Origin of the sequence: Tardiphaga sp. 839_C3_N1_4 (assembly GCF_051811045.1) — a bacterium.
In the GTDB taxonomy this organism is placed as follows: domain Bacteria; phylum Pseudomonadota; class Alphaproteobacteria; order Rhizobiales; family Xanthobacteraceae; genus Tardiphaga.
Genome location: NZ_JBPWQD010000001.1, coordinates 1,869,512 through 1,891,669, shown reverse-complemented (window position 1 = coordinate 1,891,669; position 22,158 = coordinate 1,869,512). Strand labels below are relative to the sequence as shown.

Below are 22,158 nucleotides of genomic sequence, written 5' to 3'. Positions count from 1 at the left end.
ACGATGATGAAGAAAACTGATGGCATGTTCTGGTGCCATGGCTCCATAGCATGGTCACTGCTGTGACCACCCTTGCAGTTCTTCAACCGGGATATTTGCCATGGCTCGGATATTTTGATCAGGTCACACAAGCTGACTATTTCGTTCACTATGATGACGTGCCGTTCGATAAGCATGGTTGGCGGAATAGGAATCGCGTCAAGGCTCTCAATGGGCCCGTTTGGCTTACCGTTCCGGTTCTTCACTCAGGAAAGTTCGGCCAGTTGATAAACGAGGTGAGAATTGACCCCCAGCAGAACTGGCAACGCAAGCATTTGGCGACGATCAAGCAAATGTATGCATCGGCACCGTATCTCAAGGACTGGCTGCCAAAACTGACGGAAGTCATCGATCGAAAATGGGAATCCCTCGTGGATCTCAATTTGGCGATGACAGACATGTTGTTACAGGCGTTCCGAATTGAGACCCGCATGCTTCGTTCGTCCGAGCTTGGAATCGCCGGAGATAAGAACGAAAGGCTGCTGAAATTGTGTGAGCTCGTTGGTGCGACCAAATATCTAACTGGCGATGCAGCACGTGACTATCTTGATGTAGGGCTGTTCTCCGATCATGGTATTGAGGTGAGGTGGCACGGATATACCCATCCCATCTATCCGCAGCTTCATGGAGAGTTTATTTCTCATCTCTCAGCTCTTGATCTTCTCCTGAATTGCGGCGGGGAATCTAAGGTAGTTCTGAAGTCTAGATGACCGCAGAAAGTTGGAGGCGGAGAAAGCGTGAAATTCGTTCTGTTCGCATTGACTGGCTTAGGAAATGTTGTTTTGCGGACCCTGTTGGATCGCGGAATTCGACCGGACCTGCTGATCACCCGAGAAGAAAAAGGCGCGTATCCCTACGAGCCTATTCCCTTCATTGGTGATCTTGCATCTTCAAGCGACGTGCCTTGGAATACGTGCTCACCGGATGATCAGTCGTTCGCCTCGTGTAGCGATGGGTTACTATTAGTTGCGACCTATCATCGGATTATACGTCGCAATGTGTTGCAGAATTTCAAAACGGCGATCAATCTTCACCCTTCATTACTTCCGCATAACAGAGGGGCTAATCCGTTCTTCTGGTCACTTCGAAACGGCGACAAATCGGCTGGAGTATCTGCTCATGCATTAACCGAAGGGGTCGATGATGGGCCGATCTGCATGCAAGCATCGATTGATGTCGGTCCGAACGAGACCCAGACCCTTTTACGCCATAGGTTAGCTCACGTGGCCGGAAAGATGTCGGTGGACATCGTGAATCAATTTCGAAGTGAAACGCTGGTATTCAAAGAACAGGATTCCCGGTTTGCGACATCTTACCCTCGATTGGATGAGGCGGCATTCCAAATAGATACCAACGAAAGCGCTGATCAGATCCGACGGCATGTTAACGCGTTGCGAGATTGGCCTTTGGCTTTGCTGGGGGGGCGTCGGGTCCGTCGGCTCACGCAAATTCTGGAGCCATCCTTAGTTGAGCCGGGTACGATCTTGTCTGAAAATTCTGCCGGTTATGTCGTTCGTGTCGCGGATGCCGACATTGTTCTTGAGCTCGAGAATGGCGCGGCTGGGAATTTATGAAGATGGACAATGACCTCAATGCATTTCTGCGTAGGACCGCATCAGGCCTGACAGAGGTGCGCCCAAACTTCTGGTGCGCATCGGATGTGGCGCCAGTTTCATATCCGGGCGGCGCTCATACGGCGCTTGCCAATGTCGAGAGCTCATCTTTTTGGTTCAGTCACCGAAACAGGATCATTTCGGCGGTTGTGAAGCGCTTCTCGAAGACGGGACCTCTTTTAGAAATTGGTGGCGGCAATGGCTTTGTGTCGCTTGGGCTCCAGCAGGCCGGCGTCTCCACCGTGGTTGTGGAGCCAGGCGTGGATGGAGCCGCGATTGCCGCTGAACGCGGGCTAACGGTCGTCAATAGTGCGTTTTCTGATGATCTCTTTGCTGCTGATAGCTTGCCAGCAATTGGACTCTTCGATGTGATTGAGCACGTACCCAATGACAAGGAGTTCCTGATTGCCTGTCTACGCGCTCTGGAGCCCGGTGGGTTTGTTTATATTTCAGTTCCAGCGCAACCGGCGCTATGGTCTGCTGACGACGAATATGCCGGTCACTACAGGCGTTATACACGGTCGGGGCTGGCTTCAGTGCTTGAAGTTTCCGGCTTTCAGATTGTTCAGGTGAGCGGGTTCTTTCTACTGCTGGTTTTGCCACTATTACTATTGCGCACTCTGCCGAGCAGATTTGGCCGGAGGAAAGTAACTTCGGCTGATCAGGCGGTCACCCATCACAAGGAGGGGCTCGTCTCCCGTCTGATCGGCTCGCTGTCCGGTTTCGAGATTGGCGCGATCTCCAGCGGATATTCGCTTCCTGCCGGCACCAGCCTCATTGCAATCGCGCGCAAGCCGCAGAGCAAATGAGCGACCTTGGTCCCGGCGAGAGTGCGCTCTCCCGCGCCTTCAAGGCGTTTGTTGCTGACGACGGGGCGCGCCTGCAAGCCGTCCGGTTCGTGATCGTCGGGCTGAAGAGCAACGCAGTTTACTATTTGCTCTATGTTCTGCTCGCGCTGGCTGGGGTAGGGCCCAAGACCGCTGTGGTGATCGTCTTTGTTTTCGGAATGGTCTATGCGTTCTGGTTCAACAAGGCATTTGTCTTCCGGGATCGCGATCACCTGAACTGGCAGTTCGTGCGCTATATGGGCGTCTACATATTCGCGTTGGCCCTGAATCTCGTTCTGCTGGAGTGGGTGACGACCTATTTGGGATTCAGTCACTTTCTGGTTCAGGCCGTTCTAGGGGTGGTGATTGCGATTCCGATTTTCTTTCTGCTGAAGTATTTTGTCTTTCCATCCAAGGAACAGGGTGCGGTCGGGCCCTGATCCGGCGTTCTGGGCCTAGTTTTCCTTGTAGTATTCGATCGACCGAACTGTCGCCCGGCTGATGCCGTTGGGTGACTCGTTTCTGAAAACAAGGGTCGGATTTTTGGCCGGAATCGGAAGCCTGATATCGACGGTCTGATCGATCGCGCGGACGCCGACCGATACAGGATTTTGCAGCGCGCTGATGTTGTCGGAGGTTGCGGTTGCAATTCCGATCTGGCCTTCGCTGACCGTCAGGGTCACCCGCATGATGATGTGCTGCAGCCCTTCGATGTGCTCCGGGGACAACAAAGCGGTTGCTCCGTAGCACCACTGGCATGCGGGCATTGTCAAGGCGATGCCGTTGGAAGCGATTCCGATCGCGCCGCCATTCTGAGGCATGATGGGATAGAGGGCGAGTTCCCCGATCCGGGCGCCTATGGGCGACGCGACGGGAGCAAGCTCGACGATGGCGATCACGTAGGACTCGACGGGCGCCGTGTAGTACGCGCGCGCGATCTCGGTGAAGTTCGCGGGTATGCTCTTCAGTGCTGCGAAGGCCTCGTCGAGCTCCTTGTCGTTACGCGCGATAACGCCGATGAACGGCTTCTGATGCACGGATTGCCTGACGGCGTCGTCGATCACCGGCATGCCCGGACCGGTAAAGCCCTGAACGCGGCTGTAACCCCAGAGAAACATCGATTGCATCGAGTTCAAATTGACGTTCTCTGGCGCGTTGCTGTACCAGAATCCGATTGCCGTAGGCGTCGGCACGTGCGTTCGCACGAATTTCTGCAGAAATACCGCGCCCGCATAGACGTCCTTTTCAAGCTCTGCGTTCTCTTTGAGGCCGGGCCAGGACGCGTACTGGATTATGACCCGGGGCTGCCAATAGAACATGAGGGTGGTGGACACGATCAGGCCCGCGAGCAGGGCTGGCGCCGAGGTGATCCGTGGACGGAGCAGGGCGAGCACCACTGTGATGGCAGCCAGGGCAATCCAGATCCGTATGTCGTTGGGGATCGTGGGGGGCATGGCCTGCCGCGCAAACCAGAGTCCCGCGAGCCCGACGGCGGTGCCGATGCAGATGACCCGGAAAATGGTCGGCGTACGGGTTGAGGCTATTCCGGCGATGGCAATCAGAGCCAGGAGACAGCCGGGAAGCAGGTAGACCACGTAATAGAACAACGACAGCCAGCCATGGCCCATGAAATGCAGGCCGAACACGGCGGTGGTGAGAAGCGTAATGTACAGCGCCGCGCCGATGCAGAAGTCACGCTGCTCCTGCTGGAGCGCAGACCTATTCAGCGCCGTGGCAAGGATGACGGCGACGCAGAAGAAAATCGGCAGCAGGAAGATCAGGTTGCCGATCGCAATGATGTTGCTCAGCGAATGGAACCAGTTCGACATCTGCCCGCCGAGAAGGGTGCGTGCAGAATTGAACGCGGCGGCTTCAATGAAGACGCGCGAAGTGCCGGTCGCAAGCGAAAACAGCACCTGGAGCATGGCATAGCCGGCGATGAAGCCGAAGATGATCGCAAGCGTCAGGCGGATTGCCGGAAGAACGCCGATCTTTCGATTCATCCAGAACCAACTGGGGACGAAGAGACCAGCGATCATCAGGAGATGCAGGTTGCAGTTGACGGCGAGAGCGAGCGAAAAGCCCGCGATGACATAGGCCGGAACGCGATGGCGTTGAGGAACGAGAATGAATGCGAGTGCCACCAGAAAGTAGACCGTCGCGAATCCATCATAGTGCGTCCACGAAATCGAGCGAAGCAGCCATGGAATGAAGCAGAGCCAGGATATTGTGAGGACCGCCGTGGCGAAGCCGAAATAGCGCTGCGCTATCCGAAAGGCCGCATAGGCTGCCGAGGTGAGCACCAGCAGACGGCACAGAAACAGCCCATTGGTCTGGCCGAACACAAGCAGGAATGCACGATCGAGAAGAATATAGGCGATACGCGACGAATAGTAGGTGTGACCGTATCGGTGATAGGTTCCGAAGTAGTCGTTGACGTAACCGGCATAGACATAGGGATCGAGGAAGCCGGCCTGCAGAATCAGTGTCGAAGCGGTCGACACGATCAGGAGAGCGAATCCAAAGCAGATTGCGAGCGGGAGCAGATGTTCGATCAGTTCAGCGCGGTTCGGTCGCCGCATAGCAATCGAAAAAGACATTCAAGCCCCCCGGCCCAACGAATTTAAATTAGTGCAACCAATCACCCCTCGTGCCGTGGACGAGGGCCTCACATCAAGCCTTGATGCCGATGAGCAGGAAGCTCGGGCGAATCCAGAAAAGTTTGCTGAAATGAGGTGCCCAGGCGGCCAGATTTTCGGTGACGCCCGTCACAACCCCGCGGCTGGCCGAAAGTGCCTCCACGGTGTCCTGATCTGGACAGAAATCGTGCCACAGCATCATGCCACCGGACCGGAGCAGTGGGAGCGATTTCTCCGTATCGTTCTTGACCACGTCGGGAGTGTGACCGCCGTCGACCAGCACGCTGTCGAAGAAACCGGCTTCGAAACCTGACGTATCCCACTGCTGACTGTCTGCGAGGATCTGATGCACCCGCGCGCCATGTCCGGCGGCGCGGTACATCCAGCCGATCATGTCGCCGGAATCGGATGCATCCTGGCCAGACGAATAGACCATCTCTCCGCTCTGGCTGCGTTCGCCTTCCGGAAGATTGAGGGTCCAGATCTCGGCGTCGCAGGCATCGGCGCAGAGCGTAGCACCGAAGCCCTGCCACGTTCCGAATTCCAGATGACGCTTGGGCTGGGCGTTTCTGTACAGATATTTCAGGATCGGCGCGTCGTCGATTTCCATCTTGAACGACGACAGCGGACGGTAATAGGTCTTGAAAGGCGTGATGAAGTTCTCTGCATAGCCCAGATAGGAGCCTAGCGTCTCCGAGGGTACGATATCGATCGTTAGATCGGCGGCCGCAGGTTCGGCCGGTATCGAAACCATGCGTTTGAGATCGCCCTGGGTGAGCGTGCTGATATCGTTGCGCAGCGCGAAAGCGGTCGAGCTCGTCACGACGGTGTTTCCTGTAAAAGCGCGGATATCAATGATGCGGGCCGTTGCAGACGTCTCGAATTCATCGACATTGCGGAAGACGATGGCATGAAGGAGCTCAGGCTTGGGCACAGCAAGCGAGATCTTCTGCGTGCCGCCAGAGGCCTTGACCGCTACTTCAACGCCGGCATAGGTCGAGTAGTCCTCGCCAACGCAGCCGATGCCGAGCGAACCGGTCTTCACCTCCAGTTCGACTTCGACGACAATCGGCTCCTTCAGGTCGGCATAGCCGGTGCTGCGGACGAATGACAGCCCATACGACCAGCGCGGCGCGATCAGGTCGAGTGTCACGCCTTCGGCCGTGCCGAGCTTGCCACTGACCTTACCATCGTTGTGCGACTGGGGCGCGGGCTTGAAGAATTCGGGAAGGGGCCGATCCTTCTTGAACTGGCTCTCAATGAAAATCGGTCGCTGTTCGAAGCTGAGCGACAGGCCGCCGGTGGCGGGCGCGGGCGCATCGGCGCGGCGCAGTACGAAGTTTTCGTGGTCGAGCACGAGCGCATTGCGGAAGCCCTGCGAGACCAGCCATTCCAGGGCCTCATTCGCACTCTGGCCGCGCTTGTCGAGCGCATGGTTGAGCTCGACAACGACCCACGGATTGAATTTGCGCAGCGTGTTCTCGGCGCCGCGCAACACTTCGAAGTCGAAGCTGTCGACGTCGATCTTGATGCAGTCGAGGCGCTTGACGTTCAGCCGCTTGACGGCATCGTCGAGGGTCAGGAAGTCGTATTCCTGCTTCTCCGCATCCTTGCCCCAGATGCGGAAGATGCCGTCTTCGTGTCGTCCCGAGCGTGCTCCGAGGGCAATCTGATGCGGCGTGATATTGGTGCGGCCGTGATGGGCAACGTTCTTCTTCAGAAGCTCAATGGTGGAGGTCGGCTCGAAGGAGTGGATCTGTCCCTGCGGACAGAGCCGTGACATCAGGATCGAATAGTACCCGACATTGGCGCCGATATCGAAAATCGTCCAATCCGGCTGTGCCGTTTCGACGAACCAGCGCTTGGTCTGCAATTCGCAGTACGGATAGTAATCGGTGAAGCTCTCGTAATAGGCCACCATTTCGATCGGCTCATGGCCAGGCACGTGTGTAATTGCTTTGTCCATGATCAATACGCCTCTTTAAACTCGCTGGGACCGATTTGTAGTCTTGGTCGACTCTATTTGTCGCCGACCCTTTTGCAGAACCTGGGACGTTAGCGCAGATCGGCCACAGAGCCGGTCGGTTGAAGCGGGCGCGGGCCTGAGGCGCGGAAGCCGGTTCTGTCGTCCGTGCCCGACCCGATGGCCCGCGGCCTCTGTCAGTTACGGGGCGCGATACGCGACAATAGCGCGCGTGCAATGCGGCGCGGATGCAGCCTTGTCATGGCGGGAGCAGGGGGGTGTGCAGGCGCCACGCTTTGCACCATGCCGGCTGCAGGCGCGTTCGACGAGTTCCCGGGGTAGAAAATATCACGATTGGCTTCGAAGGCCGCCATGAGCTCCTTGTAACTCATGCCGGTGGACGCGCCGAGATCGGTTTCCGCCACAAGAAGATCGAGGCCGGCATCGACATTGATCAGGGGCTGCAGCCGGATGCGATAGGTGACTAGAACCTGCGCCGCACAATCGGGCAGGCCGAACAGTGAAAACAGGGCTGCGAGCTTCAACAGTTTTTCCGGTCCGAAAGACGGCGCGGACTTGCTCCACTCCTCACTGCCGACGTCGCGAAGATAGAGCGCGTCGCCCTGATAGGGCCGGCCGGCGATGCTCTGTGCGGGCATGCGGAGCTCATAGCGGTGCGGAAGCGCAGCCGCCGAATAGGATCGCGTCGTGAGACCGAACAGATCGAAGCCGTTCTTGCGCATGAAGCGATCGGTATTGTGGAATGTGTGCTCGGTCGGATCATCCGATCCGTAGAAATTCACTTCTGCGCAAAGTCCCAGAATACGCCGGTTGCTCAAGCTTTCCTCGAGCGACTGCAGAACGTCGTAGTCGTCGCTATCGATATCGATCTTGATGAAGTCAACTGAACCGAAGCCGATCTGATCGAGATAGTCCGGCAGGAATAGCCTGTCCGGCTCCGTCAGTTTTGCCTGTGGCCAGGCATTAATCTCGACCTTTTCGGTGGGGGAGAAGTTCTTGATCTGCTCGGCCATGATGCTCATGGTCCGGTTCACCGCAAACCGGTTCCATGGATTGCGCGAATTGGGCAGTCGGCCGCCGCGGCGAATGCTGATCGGATTTTCTGCCGGCACGCCCACAAATGCAGCCTTGTAGTTGATCTTCTTCGAGGTCTCGGCGCGCTGAAGGCGCTCAACCTCGTCGATGTTCGGATCGAAGCCGACGGCAGCGAGGTGGTCACCAAACACGCGCCATGTTCCGTCGATGCCGCCGCCGCATCCGACGTCGACCAGTACGAAATCTTCGTCCTTGAGAGACTTTGCGATGAATGCAGCGAACGCGCCGCGGTGACCAAGCATTTCCATGATCGACCCCTACCACGGCCCCTTATTATTGATAAGCGATATTCAGGTGGCGCTATTGCTCATCCCGTGCGTCGCGCAGCAAAGTTCGACGGCGCGGCGATGTAAATACATATTCAAAACAAAGCGCCGGCCGAATGTCACGGTCGACGCTCATGTTGGTGCCAAAGCAAGGCGAGAAGATCATTCGCCCGATGCGATTTAGCTGACGAAGGTCAGATTGCGCTGCTTGGAGTTGGCGCTGCCTGCCATCTGGTCGTAAATCCAGGCATAGGTCTTCGCCATGCCGTCGATCAGCTTGACCGATGGCTCCCAGTTGAGCTCGGACACGATAAGCGTGTTGTCGCTATTGCGCCCGCGGACACCCTTCGGCGCGTCGAGCTTGTACTTCCGCTTCAGCTTGACGCCGGAAATGGTCTCGACCGTCGAGACCAGCTGGTTGATCGAGACGAGCTCGCTGGAACCGAGATTGATCGGATACAGGATTTCGCTTTCGAGGATCGCTTTGGTGCCCTGAACGCAATCATCAATATACATGAAGCTGCGGGTCTGCTCGCCGTCGCCCCAGATCTCGATTTCGTTGGAGCCAGACAACTGGGCCTGAATGACCTTACGGCAGATCGCGGCCGGGGCCTTTTCGCGGCCGCCATCATAGGTGCCCCAGGGGCCGTAGACGTTGTGGTAGCGCGCGACACGGCTCTGGATGCCGAAGTCTTCCATGAAATGGTGCGCCATGCGCTCGGAGAACAGTTTCTCCCAGCCGTAGCCGTCTTCCGGCATGGCCGGATAGGCATCAGCTTCCTTGAGCGCGGTGACGTTTGCATCGGTTTGTTTGCCGGCGGCGTAGACGCAAGCGGATGATGAATAGAACAAGCGCTTCACATCGGCATCGCGTGCTGCCATCAGCATGTGCGTCGACGTCAGCACCGAAAGCATGCAGAGCGCTTTGTTGTTCTCGATGAAGCCCATGCCGCCCATGTCGGCAGCGAGATTGAAGACGTTGACCATATCCTTGGTCGCCTTCCGGCAATCGTCGAGCAGGCTTACGTCGAGGACGAGGCTCTCGACCTCCGGGAAATGCTGGTACCAGTCCTTCAGCGGCTTGCGATCCACAGCGCGAATGCGCGTGAAGCCACGGCCAAGCAGGTCCGACACGAGATGGCCACCAATGAAACCACCGGCTCCCGTGATCAGCACGGGATCATTCTTTTCCAGCTTGTAGTTGCTCATGGGAACCTATGAATTGGGGTGTCTGTCAGGGACGAAATTTCGGCGGAAGCTAGTCGATCAGCGCTGGATTGCCAACCACAAAAGCGCCTCAGTTCACTGTCGTTCGCGGCGCGCGGTGGAGGTTGAGTTGGAAAGCTATCTCATTGAACGGCCTGTTTATTTGGCACCGTCCTGAGTTCCCGGTTTCAGCGGAAACCAGCATTTCCATGTGTATTTCGCGGAGATTATAGTCCACGTTACCGAGGTGGAAGATTTGTATGCCGGACTGTCCTGCGGGGCACTGGAAATGCGGTGGTCATCGACAGAATAAGACGATGTTCCTTGGATTGCCGGTCAGACGACTTGCTTCCTGAAGTACAACTGGATTATTCGACAGCAACATATTTTCGCCGCCAGTTCGGCGGCACCGTACCTGTCTCAGGAAAGTTGTGCTTTCATGATTTCCATCGTTCTTTACGGCCGCAATGACAGCTACGGATACAACCTGCACAAGCGCGCGGCGCTTAGTTTCAATTGCATGGCCGAGTTGTTGACGGATGATGACGATGAGATCCTGTTCGTCGACTACAATACGCCCGACGACTTCCCGACTTTCCCCGAAGCCATTCAGGACACGCTAACGCCATTGGCGCGCAAGCGGCTGCGCATCCTGCGTGTCCGGCCGGGCATCCATGAACGGTTTCGCAGCAAGACGCGTCTCGTCGCGCTGGAGCCGATCTCACGCAATGTCGCCGTCCGCCGTTCAAACCCGGCGAACCGCTGGATCCTGTCGACCAATACCGACATGATTTTCGTGCCGCAGACCGGACAGTGGTCGCTGTCCGACATATCGCGCGATCTACCCTATGGTTTCTATCACGCGCCACGCCTGGAGATTCCCGAGACGCTGTGGGAGGGGCTCGACCGCCAGAACTCTCATGGCGCGATCGAGATGATCAAGGACTGGGGCACGACGCTGCACCTCAACGAAATCGTCCTCGGTGCAAAGACAATCCTTTACGATGGTCCCGGCGACTTTCAGTTGATGGAGCGCTCCGATCTGTTCCGCTACGACGGCTTCCATGAGGAGATGCTCCTCGGCTGGCACGTCGACTCCAACATCGCCAAGCGTCTCTATCTCGTGCACGGCACGGTGGGCGATCTCGGGGAACTTGTCTACGGCTATCACTGCGACCACACCCGGCAGATCACGCCGATGCACAGCCATTCGCGCACGCAAAATGACTGGCGGCGCTTCATCGACAATGTTGAGGAGCCGGGCGTTCCCGAGCAGTCCGACATCTGGGGCTGCAATGGTGAGGATATCGAAGAGGTCAGGCTGTCCGGCGGTTTCTCGTCCGGTTACGTCGCAGCGCTGCGCTCCGCCATCGGAGCGCCGTTGGAGAAGCCGCCGATCGTCAAGTACTCATCGGAGTCGTATGGCTTCGTCGACTACGATCCGAAGCATATCCTCTCATTCCTGCTAGATATCTTCATCACCGCCAATGTGCAGACGATGGTGATCGGATGGATGGGAATCCGGCGCGAGACGCTCGAAATGTTCGCCCAAGTCTGGGCGAAGCAGGGCTTCGTCCAGCCGATCCTGGTCGATGAAACACTGGCCCGCGGCAGCAATCTGAACGACATTCCTAACGTTATTGCGGTGAGTCAGGTGGATCTGTTCGCGCGCGCCGGTGCGTTCGTGATCGATTTCGGTGCGCCGAAGATCGGCGCACAGCTCACGTCGACGCAAAAGAACATGCTGACCTATCTGTTCCTTGAGACGGTGGAAGCAGAGCGCGCCAGCATGGCGAGCGGGAAAGCCCCCCGGCGCGTGGTATCGCTGAACGCCATTCATACGCCCTATGAATCTCTGGTCGCGGCGAACGTGGCCGCCGGCCTGACGCCATTCGCGACCAGAATGCGTCACGGCTTCGTGCTGCCTCCGATCGTGGGACCGCAGGACTGGACCGCGCTGCTTCGCCCGACGGACGCTGCGGAGCGGGAAGGAACAGTCATTCGTGCGCGGCCAGACGCAACCGGCATGATCTGCTTTGGCCCATACCAGCATCTCTCCAAGGGGGTGTACCGGATTGAATTCAAGCTGTCGGGGCAGTTGCCTGCCTATGCGCCGTCGCATGCGCCGGCAGGTGTGATCGAGCTCATCGGCAGCGAATACAACTTCGGTTATGTGCCCATTCGGTTCGCGGATGTTGCCGCAGGCAAGGTCTCCTTCGAGCTGGAAGCCGACAAGATGCTGCTTGGCCAGTCGGCAAGCCTGCTGCAGACCAGAGTCGTCGCGTCGCGGGCCATTGGATTGACCGTCTTGTCCTTGACTTGCGAGCGCGTCGAGAGTTTCTCGTTTTCGGATGTTCGGTCGTTGGGTGGCGGTTCGGACTGGCTGTCCGCTTTCCGCCTCGGTCCGGTGGGCCGCTGGCGAAAGGATCTGAGCGTTACCGTTGCCGGCGGAGCGAAGGATCTGCTGCCCGACGCTGCCCGCTTCCTGATCGCCGCGGCTGGTGCGCGCAAATCCGACAAGCGGGACGTCGCTTACGCCGCACGTAACCTGCTCAGCACCGCACGCATGCTGCTTGCCGGCCCTCGGTCGTCGGTTGCCACCGGTCCCCAGGCATTGCTCATGGCGGGACGCTATGAGATGTTGATTGGTCTCGAGACGGCAGCGCCGGCCGATCAGCCTTGGCTGTTTTTCGGCGTGCATTCGAAGGGTCGCGTCCGGTGCGCCGATTTCATCACCGGGCAAGACGCGCGCGCCGGCGAAATCCGGCGTGAATTCGAGGTGCATGTCGACGAGTCGCCCGATGGCGAGATCCCCGTCGAATTCTTCATCCATGCGTTGGGGCATCGTGGCCGGATCAAGTATCTGCGAATTCGGCGGCTGGGCGATTCCGTACAGGATTCACCCTGGATGGATTATCCTGCCGCAGATGTCGACTGGCTGCTGGGCGCTTCGGTTGTCGGTGTTTCGCCGCAGGGGAGCACTAAGATGCGCCGTCTCTTCGGTCGTTGGACTGCGAGCGGAGCGCTGTCTGTCGGTTCAGGCGAGAGCGGGCCGATCGCCAACAGTGGATCGCGTGCCCTGAAGCCAGGGCATTATGAGGCAGTGATCCAGTTCAAGGGCAAGGGCGACCGGCCGTTCCTGCGCGCCGAGGTGGTCTCCGACGACGCAGTGCGTGCCACCGGCGAGATCGGTGGTAATGGAGCGCAGGGCAACAGCCGCGTGGCGTTCGAACTTCATCCGAACGAGACAGACGCCAGCGTGCCGGTCGAAATCCGCCTGCAGGCGCTTGGCGGTGCCGGCGGCGTCGTTCAATCGATCAAGGTTTCCCGTATAGGCGATGCGAGCCCGAAAAGTTCGTAGATCGATGTGCCGAGCGAGGCGACAAGCTGTTAGGCGGTACCTCGCGACGAAGCGTTCGCTCATCAAATGAACGGGCCGGCCGGGACAATGTCCGGGCCGGCCCTTTTTGTTAGCGGCTGCCGTAGCCCATGCGGGCCAGCGTCGTGCCAGCCGGCACGTCCTCGGCACTCACCACGCGCCATGGATCGATGATCACCTTTGGCTTGGCGCCCAGATCGAACAGGTTGCGGCCCTTGAACTGCGGCCATGGGGTCGTGATCACGATGACGTCGGCGGCGACGGCGTCGGCCAGATCATTCGCGAACAGGACCTGGTCGACAAGAACGACTTCGGCGGCCTGCATGGCCAGCGGATCGTAGACCGTCACCACATAACCGGCTGCGCTCAACTGGGCTGCGAGCGCGACACCCTGGCTTTCCTCGACCACGGGCGTATCGGGCTTGTACGACAGACCGAGCACGGCGACGCGGCTCGGCGGTTCGGCGTGGGCCTGAACCGCACCGATCAGGCGCTCGATCTGGTGATCGTTGATCTTGTCGGTTGCTTCGGCGAGATCGCAGCGGGCGCCGATCATGCGGCCGAGCGCCGCAAACGCCTTGTTGTCGCGGGGGAAGCAGGGGCCGCCGTAACCGATGGCGCCCTTGATATACTTCGATCCGACGCGGGTGTCGGAGCCGACAGCCGTGGAGACGACATCGACGTCGGCGCCCGGAAGCTTGTCGCACATCTCTGCGAGCATGTTGGCGTAGGAGATCTTGGTCGTCACATAGGTGTTGACCGAAATCTTCGTCAATTCGGCATTCACAAAGCTCATGCGGCGGATGATCGGGTCGTTGTCGCAGGACTGCTTGTAGAGGCGTTCGAGCATTTCACCGGTGGTGGTGTCGGATTCGCCGATCAGGATGAAGTCCGGGCGCAGCATGTCGCGCACCACGGTGCCGAGGGCGATGAATTCGGGATTGTAAGCGAGACCGAGCTGCGGACCGACGACACGACCGGACGCGTCTTCGAGTTCCTTCTGGATTTCGCCGCCGGTCGAGCCGGGCATCACGGTGGACGTCACGACCACGACGTGGCGCTCTTTCTTGCTGCGAAGCGCTTCACCGATCGAGCGCACAGCCGACAGCACAAACTTGTTCGAGAACAGCTTGTCGTTGCCGCTGGGAGTCGGAACGATGATGAATGTGACGTCGGAGCCCTGGACGACTTCGTCCCACGAATGGGTTGCCCGAAGCCGTGAACGCGCCTTGTCCATGTACTCCTGAAGCTGCGGCTCATCGACCGCTGCCTGGCCCTGATTGACCGCGTTGACCAGCTTGTCGTTTAGATCGAGCCCGATGACGTCGAAGCCCTTGGCTGCCATCACGGCTGCCATCGGCGACCCGAGCTTGCCGAGACCGATAATCGAAATGCGCGGAGGCTGGTTCACGGAGTTCATTTTGATCTCATGAAAACTCACCTCGCAGGCAGGGAACGGTTGAGCGAGGCGATTGGGTTGACGTCGATGGGAAAAACATCCAAATCGGGCTTGTGACCGATAGATGAATGTAATGGAGCTACGGCGAAATCTGCTTCCGGATCAAGGCAAAGGGGTGCCCGCACGACCCTGACACGCGGGCCGTTATAATGATCTCTGTTACCGAGTCCATATGGTTTAGCCCTGTGCATGGATCGTCGGGGCGGCCAATCGCGGATCGTGGCGATACGCTAGGTGTTCACGAGTGTCGTATAGGCGTCTTTGATCCGGGCGGCACTGCGATGCCAGTCAAAGTGAGCTGCGCGCGCGCGCAACGCCGTGGAACCATCCAAAGTTGCTTCGGACGAATCGGTCAGGGCGCGGAATGCGGCAGTCCACGCGTCGATGTCGAGCGCTCCCACCTTGATGGCCAATCCGTCGGAAATCTCGTCCATGGACGTTCCCGAGCTGTGCACAACCCTGGTTCCGCAGGCCATGGCTTCCACCACGGGCATGCCGAAGCCCTCATAGATCGATGGAAACATCAGTGCGAGTGCGCCTTCGTACAGGGTCCTGAGCTCGGCGTTGGACACCGTCCCCAGAAATCGGAGACTTCCCTCTGATCGAAGTGCCTCGGTTTCTGGCGGAAGCTCCAGCGCGCCCCATCCACCGCCACCGACGATCAGCAGGGGCGCCGCCGCGCGCTCCGTCTTTGAAAGCCGGCCGAAAGCCTGGATCAGAGTGCGCAAATTCTTGCGCGGTTCAAGTGTGCCGACGGCAAGGAAATAATCCCCGGTGATTCCCATTTGCGCGAGCTGCGACTGCACGATCTCAGGACCGAGCGGTCGAAAGATATCGCTAGCGGCGGGGGGGGCGACGATGATCTTGTCCTTCGGACAGCCGAAGACGCTGGTGATTTCGTCCCTGCTGAATTCCGAGATCGTCTGCACGAGTGGTGCATCCTCGAGAAACTGAGGCAGCCGTTCAAGCCGCCGCAAGCGCTCCCGTGGATGCGTATGCGGATAGCGAACGAAGGAGAGATCGTAGACGACGGGAAGAGTGACGACGCCTGGATCTGCGAATGGAAGAAAATTGAAGGCGTGGAAGAGATCGAACGACTGTCGCTTCACGGTTCGCACGAATTGCGCGCGATAGATTGCCGGCGCCAGCTTCGATTGACGAAGTTTCTCGACGGCAAGATTTCGCAACCGGCCGATGCCTTTGGCGGCAGGCTTGCTTGCGCGCGCGGCTTCTTTCGAAGCGCTGAGGCGGTCCAGTTCACCGGCGTCGAGCGATAGCCATGACGTGAGGCCGAATCCCGAAAAGTGCAGGCGCGGCTCATCTTTCAACAACGCTTGAATCAAATGAAACGAATAATTGCCGATCCCGGTCATCGGACCGGCCATGACCCTCATTTCAATTCCGACTTTGATCGTCCGCTCTAATGCCACGTTGGTGAGATGTCCTTTGAGCGCGCAAGCTCATGAAGAGAGAGAGAACGGGATTCGGGTGGTTGCTGATGGACGCAAATACTGTGCGCCCCGCCTTGGACAGCTACAACGGTTTGGTTCGTTCGGGCAAGTATGGGAACATCCGCCAAGCAAAAGCCTCATGAAGGTGATAGGAGTACCTTCGATGGCAGTTTACAATCGCAAGGGTTGAAATGAGCGAGCATGCAGGCATGACGAATCCGAACGCCAACACAGGCAATATTGTCGGCGTACTCAAATCCCGGATGGTCGCTGATGCACTGCCGCTCTGGTCGTTGGAAGGTTGGGATGCACAAGCCGGTGGCTTCATCGAACGTCTTGCTGCCGATGGCACGCCCGACACATCCGCCCCTCGCCGTGTCCGCGTTCAGGCTCGCCAGATCTACTGTTTCGCCAAGGCGGCGCAGCTCGGATGGTATCCGCAGGGGGCCGAGATTGCCCGCAAGGGTCTCGATTACATGCTGGCCAAGGCGAAGGCGCCGGATGGCAAGCCGGGCTTCGTGCATATTCTCGCGCCCGATGGTTCGGTGCTGAACCCGCTGCGTGACACCTATGACCACGCTTTCGTCCTGCTGGCACTGGCGACGGTTTATCAGCTGGATCGCGATGCAGAGGTGCGCGCCGAGATCGACGAATTGATGCAGTTCATCGATACGCAACTGCGCTCGCCAGATGGCGGTTATCTCGAGGGCGTGCCGGCTTCGATGCCGCGTCGGCAGAATCCGCAGATGCATCTGCTGGAGGCCTTCATCACCGCCTTTGACGCGACCCATGATCAGGCATTCCAGGCGCGGGCCGGCGATCTGTTCGGTCTGTTCTCGTCGAATCTGTTCGATGCAAAGAAGGGTGTGCTCGGCGAATATTTCGAACAGGACTGGTCGCGGATCGAGCCGGTCAGCGTCGAGCCAGGCCATCAGGCCGAATGGGTCTGGCTGCTCAAGGGCTTCGAGCGCATCACCGGCTGCCCGACCGGCAAGCAGCGTGCCGCGTTGCTCGAATCCGCGCTGCGCTATCGTGACGCCACCGGCTGTCTGGTGGACGAAGGCGACGCCCAGGGCAATATCGTCAAGGCAACACGGCGCTGCTGGCCGCAGACCGAGATCATCAAGGCCTTCGTCGCGCAGGCGGAATCAGGCGTCGAGGGCGCAGCCGACGAGGCACGGGCGGCGCTGATGCGGCTCGACAAATATTATCTGCAGCATCCCGTCAAAGGCGGCTGGTACGATCAGTTCGACGGTGAGGGACGCTCGCTGGTGGATGCGATCCCGGCGTCATCCTTCTATCATATTCTATGCGCGGTTGCCGAAGCCGAACGGGTGCTCGGCGCCTGACTGCCTGTGCGATCTAGCGGATGGCTTCGTTCGGATCCGTCGGCTTGGTCCGGAACACCACGAAATGCGACATCGTGAAGTTCACGATGAAGCTGACCAAAATGGCCAGAAGCTTGGCGGCATAGACCGGCATGAAGTGCGACAGCGCCACCAGCGTGGTGGTGGTTGCGATCACGCCTAATACACCCGAGGCGACGAAGCTGAGATAATCCTTTCGTCGCAGCACGCGGCCGGATTCGGCGCGGAACGTGATCATGGTGTTCATCACGTAGGAGCACGATACGGCCACCAGCCACGCTATGACATTGGCGGGCACCAGCGGCAGCTTCAGCACCTGATAGGCGAGGGTGAAGATGGCGAGATCGATGAGGGTGTTGCCGAGGCCAATCACGCCGAAGCTGATGATCTTCGACACCGTGGGGCGCGACAGCCAGGTCTCGACAATTTGTGGTAAAATCAGTCTCACGGCAGCAGGCATCCTCGATCTGGGCGGCTGCATAGCAGGATCGCCCGGGGAAGTCCGGCTTTTTATGATGCGCCGCGGCAGTCCCGCCCGGTCAGTTCCCGCGCTCGTCCGCAATGATCTTGCCGTCATTAGGCAGCGAGGCCGGCGCCACCAGCTCCACGGCCCCACCGAGCTTGCTGACGGCCCTGAGCGTGGCTGTAACGGCTTCCTGCAGGCCGGGCTTGTCCTGGGCCGCCACTTCGGCTTTCAGCACCATGGCGTCATTCTCGCCGTCTCGGGACACGACCAGCCGTAGCCGGCCGAGTTCCGGGTGCCGCTTGCCGATTTCGGCGACCTGTTCGGGTCGCACGAACATGCCCTTGACCTTGGTGGCCTGGTCGGCGCGGCCCATCCAGCCCCGGATGCGCATATTGCTCCGGCCGCAGGCGCTGGGGCCGGGCAGGGCGGCCGTCAGGTCGCCCAGCGCCAGCCGGATCCACGGGTGGTGTGGATCCAGCGACGTCACCACGATCTCGCCGACATCGCCCTCGGCCACAGGCGCGCCGGTCCCGGGGGTCACGATTTCCAGGATCAGGTCCTCATTGACGATCAGGCCATCGCGGGCGGTGCTCTCATAGGCGATGAAGCCCAGGTCGGCCGTGGCGAAGGCCTGATAGGCCTCGACACCGCGCGATGCGATCTCGGCCTGCAGCGAGGGTGGGAAGGCCGCGCCGGACACCATGGCGCGCTTGATGGATGACATGTCGCGCTGGGCGGCTTTCCCGGCATCGAGCAGGATCTTCAGGAAATCCGGCGTGCCGCTATAGGCTGATGGACGATAGGCCTCGATCAATTCCAGCTGCTGCTCGACATTGCCGGGACCGGCGGGGATAACGGCGCAGCCCAGCGCCCGCGCGGCGCCGTCGAAGATGAAGCCGCCGGGGGTCAGGTGATAGCTGAAAGTATTCAGCACCACGTCGCCCGCGCGGAAACCCGCGGCATAGAGCGCCCGCGCGCCGCGCCAGGGATCGGCCTGTTTCGACTCCGGCTCGAAAATGGGCCCCGGCGAGGTGAACAACCGGCCGAACGAGCCGGTCGCGCCTGACACGAAGCCGCCGAACGGTGGGCTGGCCTTGTGCAGGGCCGGCAGGTCGGATTTGCGCAGCACCGGCAATTGCGCCAGCGCGGCGCGGCTGACGATCGCAGCGGGATCGATGCCCTTGAGATGCTCCGCATAGGCGGGCGCCTGCATCGCGTGGCGCAGCACATCCGGTAGGCGCGAAAACAGATTGGCCTGGCGCTGCGACGGATCGCAATTTTCGAGTGTGTCGAAGTGGCGCATCTGGGTGTGTCCTGGTGGTTTGGTGTCGTCGCGGTTATTCCGGTAGCCTGTGGCGCCGTGCTAGTGGGAAATCATGTCGTCAGAACGTATCGTCCAATGGCTCGAAAGCTTCGGCCAACTTGATCTTCCTGCTGCCGTTGTGCTCGCCGCATTGGTGGTTGCCTCTTCGTTTTTGCCGGTCCCGCGAACATTCGTCGTGCTCGGCGCCGGTGCTGCATTCGGTTTGCGCTCTCTCGTCGTCATTCTTCCAGTCGCCGCGGCTGCATCCGCTCTGGCCTTCATGCTGGCGCGCTCCGTTCTGCGCGGCTGGGTGGAGCGGCAGACCGAGAAACATGCGGCCTGGCGCCTCGTTGCCCAGGCCGTCGATGACGAGGGCTGGCGGATCGTCGCACTGATGCGGTTCGGCGGACCATTGCCCAATTCGGTGCAAAATTATCTGTTCGGTTTGACAAATATCGGACTGCTCCCGTTCGCCCTGGTCACTTTCCTGTTCACGCTGCCGCAGATCGTGTTTTACGTGTATCTCGGTGCGTCCGGACGGGCGTTGTTGCTCGATGATGGTCCAGTGCCGCTCAACCGTGTGCTGATTGCCATGCCCCTGGTCATTGTGCTCGTCATCCTGTTGCTGGTGTCGCGCCGCATTCGTGCGATCCTTGCGCGCAAGACCGGCATCGCGACCTGCGGGACCGTGAGCAACTAAAGCCATCGCTTGCGTCGCTTGAAGCTCTTCAGGTTCTTGAAACTCTTGCGCTGGTCGCCGGCGCCGCCGAGATAAAACTCCTTCACGTCCTCATTATCGCGGAGTTCGTCAGCGGTGCCGTCGAGCACCACCTTGCCCTGTTCCATGATGTAGCCGTGGCTCGCGACCGATAGCGCCGCGCGGGCATTTTGCTCCACCAGCAAAATGGTGACGCCGAGATCACGGTTGATCTTCTTGATGATGGCGAACACCTCTTTCACAAGCAGTGGCGACAGGCCCATGGAGGGTTCGTCCATCAGGATCATCTTCGGCCGCGCCATCAGCGCTCGCCCGATCGCCAGCATCTGCTGCTCGCCGCCGGAGAGATAGCCGGCGAGGCCGGTGCGCTCCTTCAGGCGCGGGAAATAATCGAACACCATGTCGATATCGGAGGCGACCTCGTTGTCGCGCCGGGTGAAGGCGCCGAGGCGGAGGTTTTCCAGCGAGGTCATGTCGGACACGATGCGGCGGCCTTCCATCACCTGGAAGATGCCGCGGCGGACGATCTTGTCGGGATCGATGCCGTCGATGCGCGCGCCATCGAACAGGATCTCGCCGCGCGTGACTTCGCCGTCTTCGGTTTTCAACAGACCGGAGATCGCCTTCAATGTGGTCGACTTGCCGGCACCGTTGGCACCGAGCAGCGCGACGATCGCGCCCTTCGGCACCTCCATACTCAAGCCGCGCAGCACGAGGATCACGTCGTCATAGACGACCTCGATGTTGCGGATGTCGAGCAGGGGGGCGGGGGTGAGCGCTGTTGAAACTTGCGCGCTGGTGTCGATAGCTGTCTGCATCAATGACGCTCCTGAGATCGGCTGGTGCTAACCTCTCCCCGCCTGCGGGGAGAGGTCGACCCGGCGTAGCGCAGCGAAGCCGGGGCGGGTGAGGGGGACTCTCCACTTGCTCCGAGCCCGCGGAGGCTCCCCCTCATCCGACGCGGACTACGTCCGCGCCACCTTCTCCCCGCCTAGCGAAGCTCCGCTTCGCCGGGCGGGGAGAAGGGAGGACTACCAGCCATGCCATTCCGGCTTGCGCGGCAGCTCAACGGTCTTCACTTTCTCGAGCTTGATCGTGCCCTTGGCCATCAGGTCGTTCAGATCACCATCGGTCGCGCCGGAAACCTTCGAGCGATACAGATCGACCTTGGTGGTCGGGCGGTGATCCTTGTCGGTCCAGGTCGAGGGATTGCAGACGCCTTCCATGCCGGCCGGCACCCAGTCCTTCTTCTGGTAGAAGCCCTTGGCGACGTTCTCGCCGGTGGCGCCGCCGTTCTTCGCGGCCCAGTCGAGCGCTTCCTTCATGTAAAGCGAGGTGCAGACGGCAGCGATGTAGTGCACCGGGCGATAGATCTTGCCCGACGGGTCGGAGATCTTGGAAATCTCCTGCACCGTCTTCATGCCCGGCGCGTTGCCGCCCCAGCTCACTGCCGTGCGCAGCGGGAAGATCACCCCGTCGGCAGCGTCGCCTGCAGCCTTTGCGGCGTTCTCGTCCATGCCCCATACATTGCTCATGAACTGCACGTCGACGCCGGCTGCTTTGCAGGCTTTCATCACCGAGATGTTCGAAGCCGCGGTGTTGCCGAGATAAGCGTAGTTGGCGCCGGCGCTCTTCAGGCTGAGGCACTGTGCAGAGTAGTCGCCGGGCGTGAGTGCGAAGACCAGCGGCGGTAGCACTTCAAAGCCGAGTTCGGCGGCTAGCGCTTCACCCGCGGCCTTCGGCGCGTTGGGGTAGGGATGGTTGGCGCCCATATGGACATATTTCGGCTTGCCCGACTTGCCCTTGGACTTCCAGTCTTCCGCTGCCCAGGTCAGCTCAGCACGCAGTGCATCCGAATAGGACGGGCCATAGAAGAAATTATAGGGCGCGGGCTTGGCCTTGCCGCCGGCACCGGTCGGGTCGGTCAGTGCCGCCGAGTAGGAGCCCGAGATATCCGGGATCTTGTCCTGCGCGAGGAAGCCGGTGAGTGCTTCGGTATCTGCCGTGCCCCAGCCCATGATCGCCGCGACCTTGTCGGCGCCGGACCACTTCTTGTACAGCGCGATCGCGCGCGGCACCTGATAGCCATAGTCATTGCTATCGAGATTGACTTGCTTGCCGCCTATGCCGCCGTTCTTGTTGATCCAGGCATAGGTGTCGACCACGCCCTGGCCATAGGGCGTGCCGACGTCGGAGGTGCCGCCGGAATAATCGGCGAGGTGGCCGACGGCGATCTGCGCCTGCGCAGCGGCGGAGGCGCCCGCGATCAGCAGGGCAATGGATGCGGACGTTAGAAATGATTTCATCGTCATGAGCATTCTCCCGTTGGTTTTTATAATTTGTCGT

The 22,158-nt window shown here is 59.6% G+C and carries 17 protein-coding genes; 7 read left to right on the top strand and 10 right to left on the bottom strand.

Features of this window, described 5'->3' with window-relative positions; genetic code table 11:
* Window positions 1–62: 62 nt before the first annotated feature.
* From AB8A38_RS09215 to AB8A38_RS09200, 4 genes are read left to right on the top strand one after another with little or no spacing between them, the layout of a single operon-like run.
* Window positions 63–749, top strand: coding sequence for a WbqC family protein (locus AB8A38_RS09215; protein ID WP_439085768.1), 687 nt, complete (start codon window positions 63–65; stop codon window positions 747–749).
* A 27-nt stretch (window positions 750–776) separates the two neighbouring features.
* A complete protein-coding gene (locus tag AB8A38_RS09210) occupies window positions 777–1,613 on the top strand; it encodes a methionyl-tRNA formyltransferase (RefSeq protein WP_439085767.1) in 837 nt (278 codons plus the stop codon).
* A 2-nt stretch (window positions 1,614–1,615) separates the two neighbouring features.
* On the top strand, window positions 1,616–2,461 hold the full coding sequence (locus tag AB8A38_RS09205; RefSeq protein ID WP_315841430.1) for a class I SAM-dependent methyltransferase: 846 nt from the start codon (window positions 1,616–1,618) through the stop codon (window positions 2,459–2,461).
* Window positions 2,458–2,919, top strand: a complete 462-nt coding sequence (locus AB8A38_RS09200) for a GtrA family protein (protein WP_439085766.1) — start codon at window positions 2,458–2,460, stop codon at window positions 2,917–2,919. Before AB8A38_RS09205 ends, AB8A38_RS09200 begins: the two co-directional genes overlap by 4 nt.
* Window positions 2,920–2,934: 15 nt before the next feature.
* Here AB8A38_RS09200 and AB8A38_RS09195 read toward each other — a convergent pair whose 3' ends face one another.
* The 4 genes from AB8A38_RS09195 to AB8A38_RS09180 all read right to left on the bottom strand — a co-directional run bounded on the left by AB8A38_RS09195 (window position 2,935) and on the right by AB8A38_RS09180 (window position 9,672).
* The gene (locus AB8A38_RS09195; RefSeq protein ID WP_439085765.1) at window positions 2,935–4,824 is read right to left on the bottom strand and encodes a hypothetical protein; all 1,890 of its coding nucleotides are present in this window, start codon (window positions 4,822–4,824) and stop codon (window positions 2,935–2,937) included.
* Window positions 4,825–5,152: 328 nt separating this feature from the next.
* The gene (locus AB8A38_RS09190; protein ID WP_439085764.1) at window positions 5,153–7,084 is read right to left on the bottom strand and encodes a class I SAM-dependent methyltransferase; all 1,932 of its coding nucleotides are present in this window, start codon (window positions 7,082–7,084) and stop codon (window positions 5,153–5,155) included.
* Window positions 7,085–7,278: 194 nt separating this feature from the next.
* Complete coding sequence (locus tag AB8A38_RS09185; protein ID WP_439085763.1) at window positions 7,279–8,445, bottom strand: FkbM family methyltransferase; 1,167 nt, start codon at window positions 8,443–8,445, stop codon at window positions 7,279–7,281.
* 198 nt (window positions 8,446–8,643) lie between these two features.
* Window positions 8,644–9,672, bottom strand: coding sequence for an NAD-dependent epimerase/dehydratase family protein (locus AB8A38_RS09180; RefSeq protein ID WP_315841435.1), 1,029 nt, complete (start codon window positions 9,670–9,672; stop codon window positions 8,644–8,646).
* A 436-nt stretch (window positions 9,673–10,108) separates the two neighbouring features.
* Between AB8A38_RS09180 and AB8A38_RS09175 the strand changes: the two genes are divergently transcribed.
* Window positions 10,109–13,030, top strand: a complete 2,922-nt coding sequence (locus AB8A38_RS09175) for a hypothetical protein (protein WP_439085762.1) — start codon at window positions 10,109–10,111, stop codon at window positions 13,028–13,030.
* Between the two features lie 109 nt (window positions 13,031–13,139).
* Here the strand turns inward: AB8A38_RS09175 and AB8A38_RS09170 are convergent, their stop codons facing one another.
* Together AB8A38_RS09170 and AB8A38_RS09165 are read right to left on the bottom strand one after the other, a co-directional pair.
* Window positions 13,140–14,468: a UDP-glucose dehydrogenase family protein gene (locus AB8A38_RS09170; protein ID WP_315841438.1), complete on the bottom strand. Its 1,329-nt coding sequence runs from the start codon at window positions 14,466–14,468 to the stop codon at window positions 13,140–13,142.
* Window positions 14,469–14,737: 269 nt separating this feature from the next.
* Window positions 14,738–15,937: a glycosyltransferase family 4 protein gene (locus AB8A38_RS09165; protein ID WP_439085761.1), complete on the bottom strand. Its 1,200-nt coding sequence runs from the start codon at window positions 15,935–15,937 to the stop codon at window positions 14,738–14,740.
* Between the two features lie 230 nt (window positions 15,938–16,167).
* Here AB8A38_RS09165 and AB8A38_RS09160 point away from each other — a divergent pair, with 230 nt between their 5' ends.
* Complete coding sequence (locus AB8A38_RS09160) at window positions 16,168–17,307, top strand: AGE family epimerase/isomerase (protein WP_410001787.1); 1,140 nt, start codon at window positions 16,168–16,170, stop codon at window positions 17,305–17,307.
* A 13-nt stretch (window positions 17,308–17,320) separates the two neighbouring features.
* Here AB8A38_RS09160 and AB8A38_RS09155 read toward each other — a convergent pair whose 3' ends face one another.
* Both AB8A38_RS09155 and AB8A38_RS09150 read right to left on the bottom strand, forming a co-directional pair.
* Window positions 17,321–17,773, bottom strand: a complete 453-nt coding sequence (locus AB8A38_RS09155) for a GtrA family protein (RefSeq protein ID WP_315841441.1) — start codon at window positions 17,771–17,773, stop codon at window positions 17,321–17,323.
* Window positions 17,774–17,864: 91 nt separating this feature from the next.
* Window positions 17,865–19,094: a phenylacetate--CoA ligase family protein gene (locus AB8A38_RS09150; protein ID WP_315841442.1), complete on the bottom strand. Its 1,230-nt coding sequence runs from the start codon at window positions 19,092–19,094 to the stop codon at window positions 17,865–17,867.
* Window positions 19,095–19,167: 73 nt separating this feature from the next.
* On the opposite strand from AB8A38_RS09150, the gene AB8A38_RS09145 reads away from it, so the two are divergent.
* Window positions 19,168–19,794: a VTT domain-containing protein gene (locus AB8A38_RS09145; RefSeq protein WP_439085760.1), complete on the top strand. Its 627-nt coding sequence runs from the start codon at window positions 19,168–19,170 to the stop codon at window positions 19,792–19,794.
* Here AB8A38_RS09145 and AB8A38_RS09140 read toward each other — a convergent pair.
* Complete coding sequence (locus AB8A38_RS09140; protein ID WP_315841445.1) at window positions 19,791–20,630, bottom strand: ABC transporter ATP-binding protein; 840 nt, start codon at window positions 20,628–20,630, stop codon at window positions 19,791–19,793. The genes AB8A38_RS09145 and AB8A38_RS09140 overlap by 4 nt on opposite strands.
* A 213-nt stretch (window positions 20,631–20,843) precedes the next feature.
* Window positions 20,844–22,124: an ABC transporter substrate-binding protein gene (locus tag AB8A38_RS09135; RefSeq protein WP_315841446.1), complete on the bottom strand. Its 1,281-nt coding sequence runs from the start codon at window positions 22,122–22,124 to the stop codon at window positions 20,844–20,846.
* Between the last annotated feature and the right edge of the window lie 34 nt (window positions 22,125–22,158).

Bases quoted from the DNA above. Each gene is read 5' to 3' on its own strand.
- AB8A38_RS09140 (WP_315841445.1), bottom strand. From the start codon at position 20,630: ATGCAGACAGCTATCGACACCAGCGCGCAAGTTTCAACAGCGCTCACC.
- AB8A38_RS09185 (WP_439085763.1), bottom strand. From the start codon at position 8,445: ATGGAAATGCTTGGTCACCGCGGCGCGTTCGCTGCATTCATCGCAAAG.
- AB8A38_RS09205 (WP_315841430.1), top strand. From the start codon at position 1,616: ATGGACAATGACCTCAATGCATTTCTGCGTAGGACCGCATCAGGCCTG.
- AB8A38_RS09180 (WP_315841435.1), bottom strand. From the start codon at position 9,672: ATGAGCAACTACAAGCTGGAAAAGAATGATCCCGTGCTGATCACGGGA.
- AB8A38_RS09150 (WP_315841442.1), bottom strand. From the start codon at position 19,094: ATGCGCCACTTCGACACACTCGAAAATTGCGATCCGTCGCAGCGCCAG.
- AB8A38_RS09200 (WP_439085766.1), top strand. From the start codon at position 2,458: ATGAGCGACCTTGGTCCCGGCGAGAGTGCGCTCTCCCGCGCCTTCAAG.
- AB8A38_RS09160 (WP_410001787.1), top strand. From the start codon at position 16,168: ATGACGAATCCGAACGCCAACACAGGCAATATTGTCGGCGTACTCAAA.
- AB8A38_RS09145 (WP_439085760.1), top strand. From the start codon at position 19,168: ATGTCGTCAGAACGTATCGTCCAATGGCTCGAAAGCTTCGGCCAACTT.
- AB8A38_RS09135 (WP_315841446.1), bottom strand. From the start codon at position 22,124: ATGACGATGAAATCATTTCTAACGTCCGCATCCATTGCCCTGCTGATC.
- AB8A38_RS09175 (WP_439085762.1), top strand. From the start codon at position 10,109: ATGATTTCCATCGTTCTTTACGGCCGCAATGACAGCTACGGATACAAC.
- AB8A38_RS09170 (WP_315841438.1), bottom strand. From the start codon at position 14,468: ATGAACTCCGTGAACCAGCCTCCGCGCATTTCGATTATCGGTCTCGGC.
- AB8A38_RS09190 (WP_439085764.1), bottom strand. From the start codon at position 7,084: ATGGACAAAGCAATTACACACGTGCCTGGCCATGAGCCGATCGAAATG.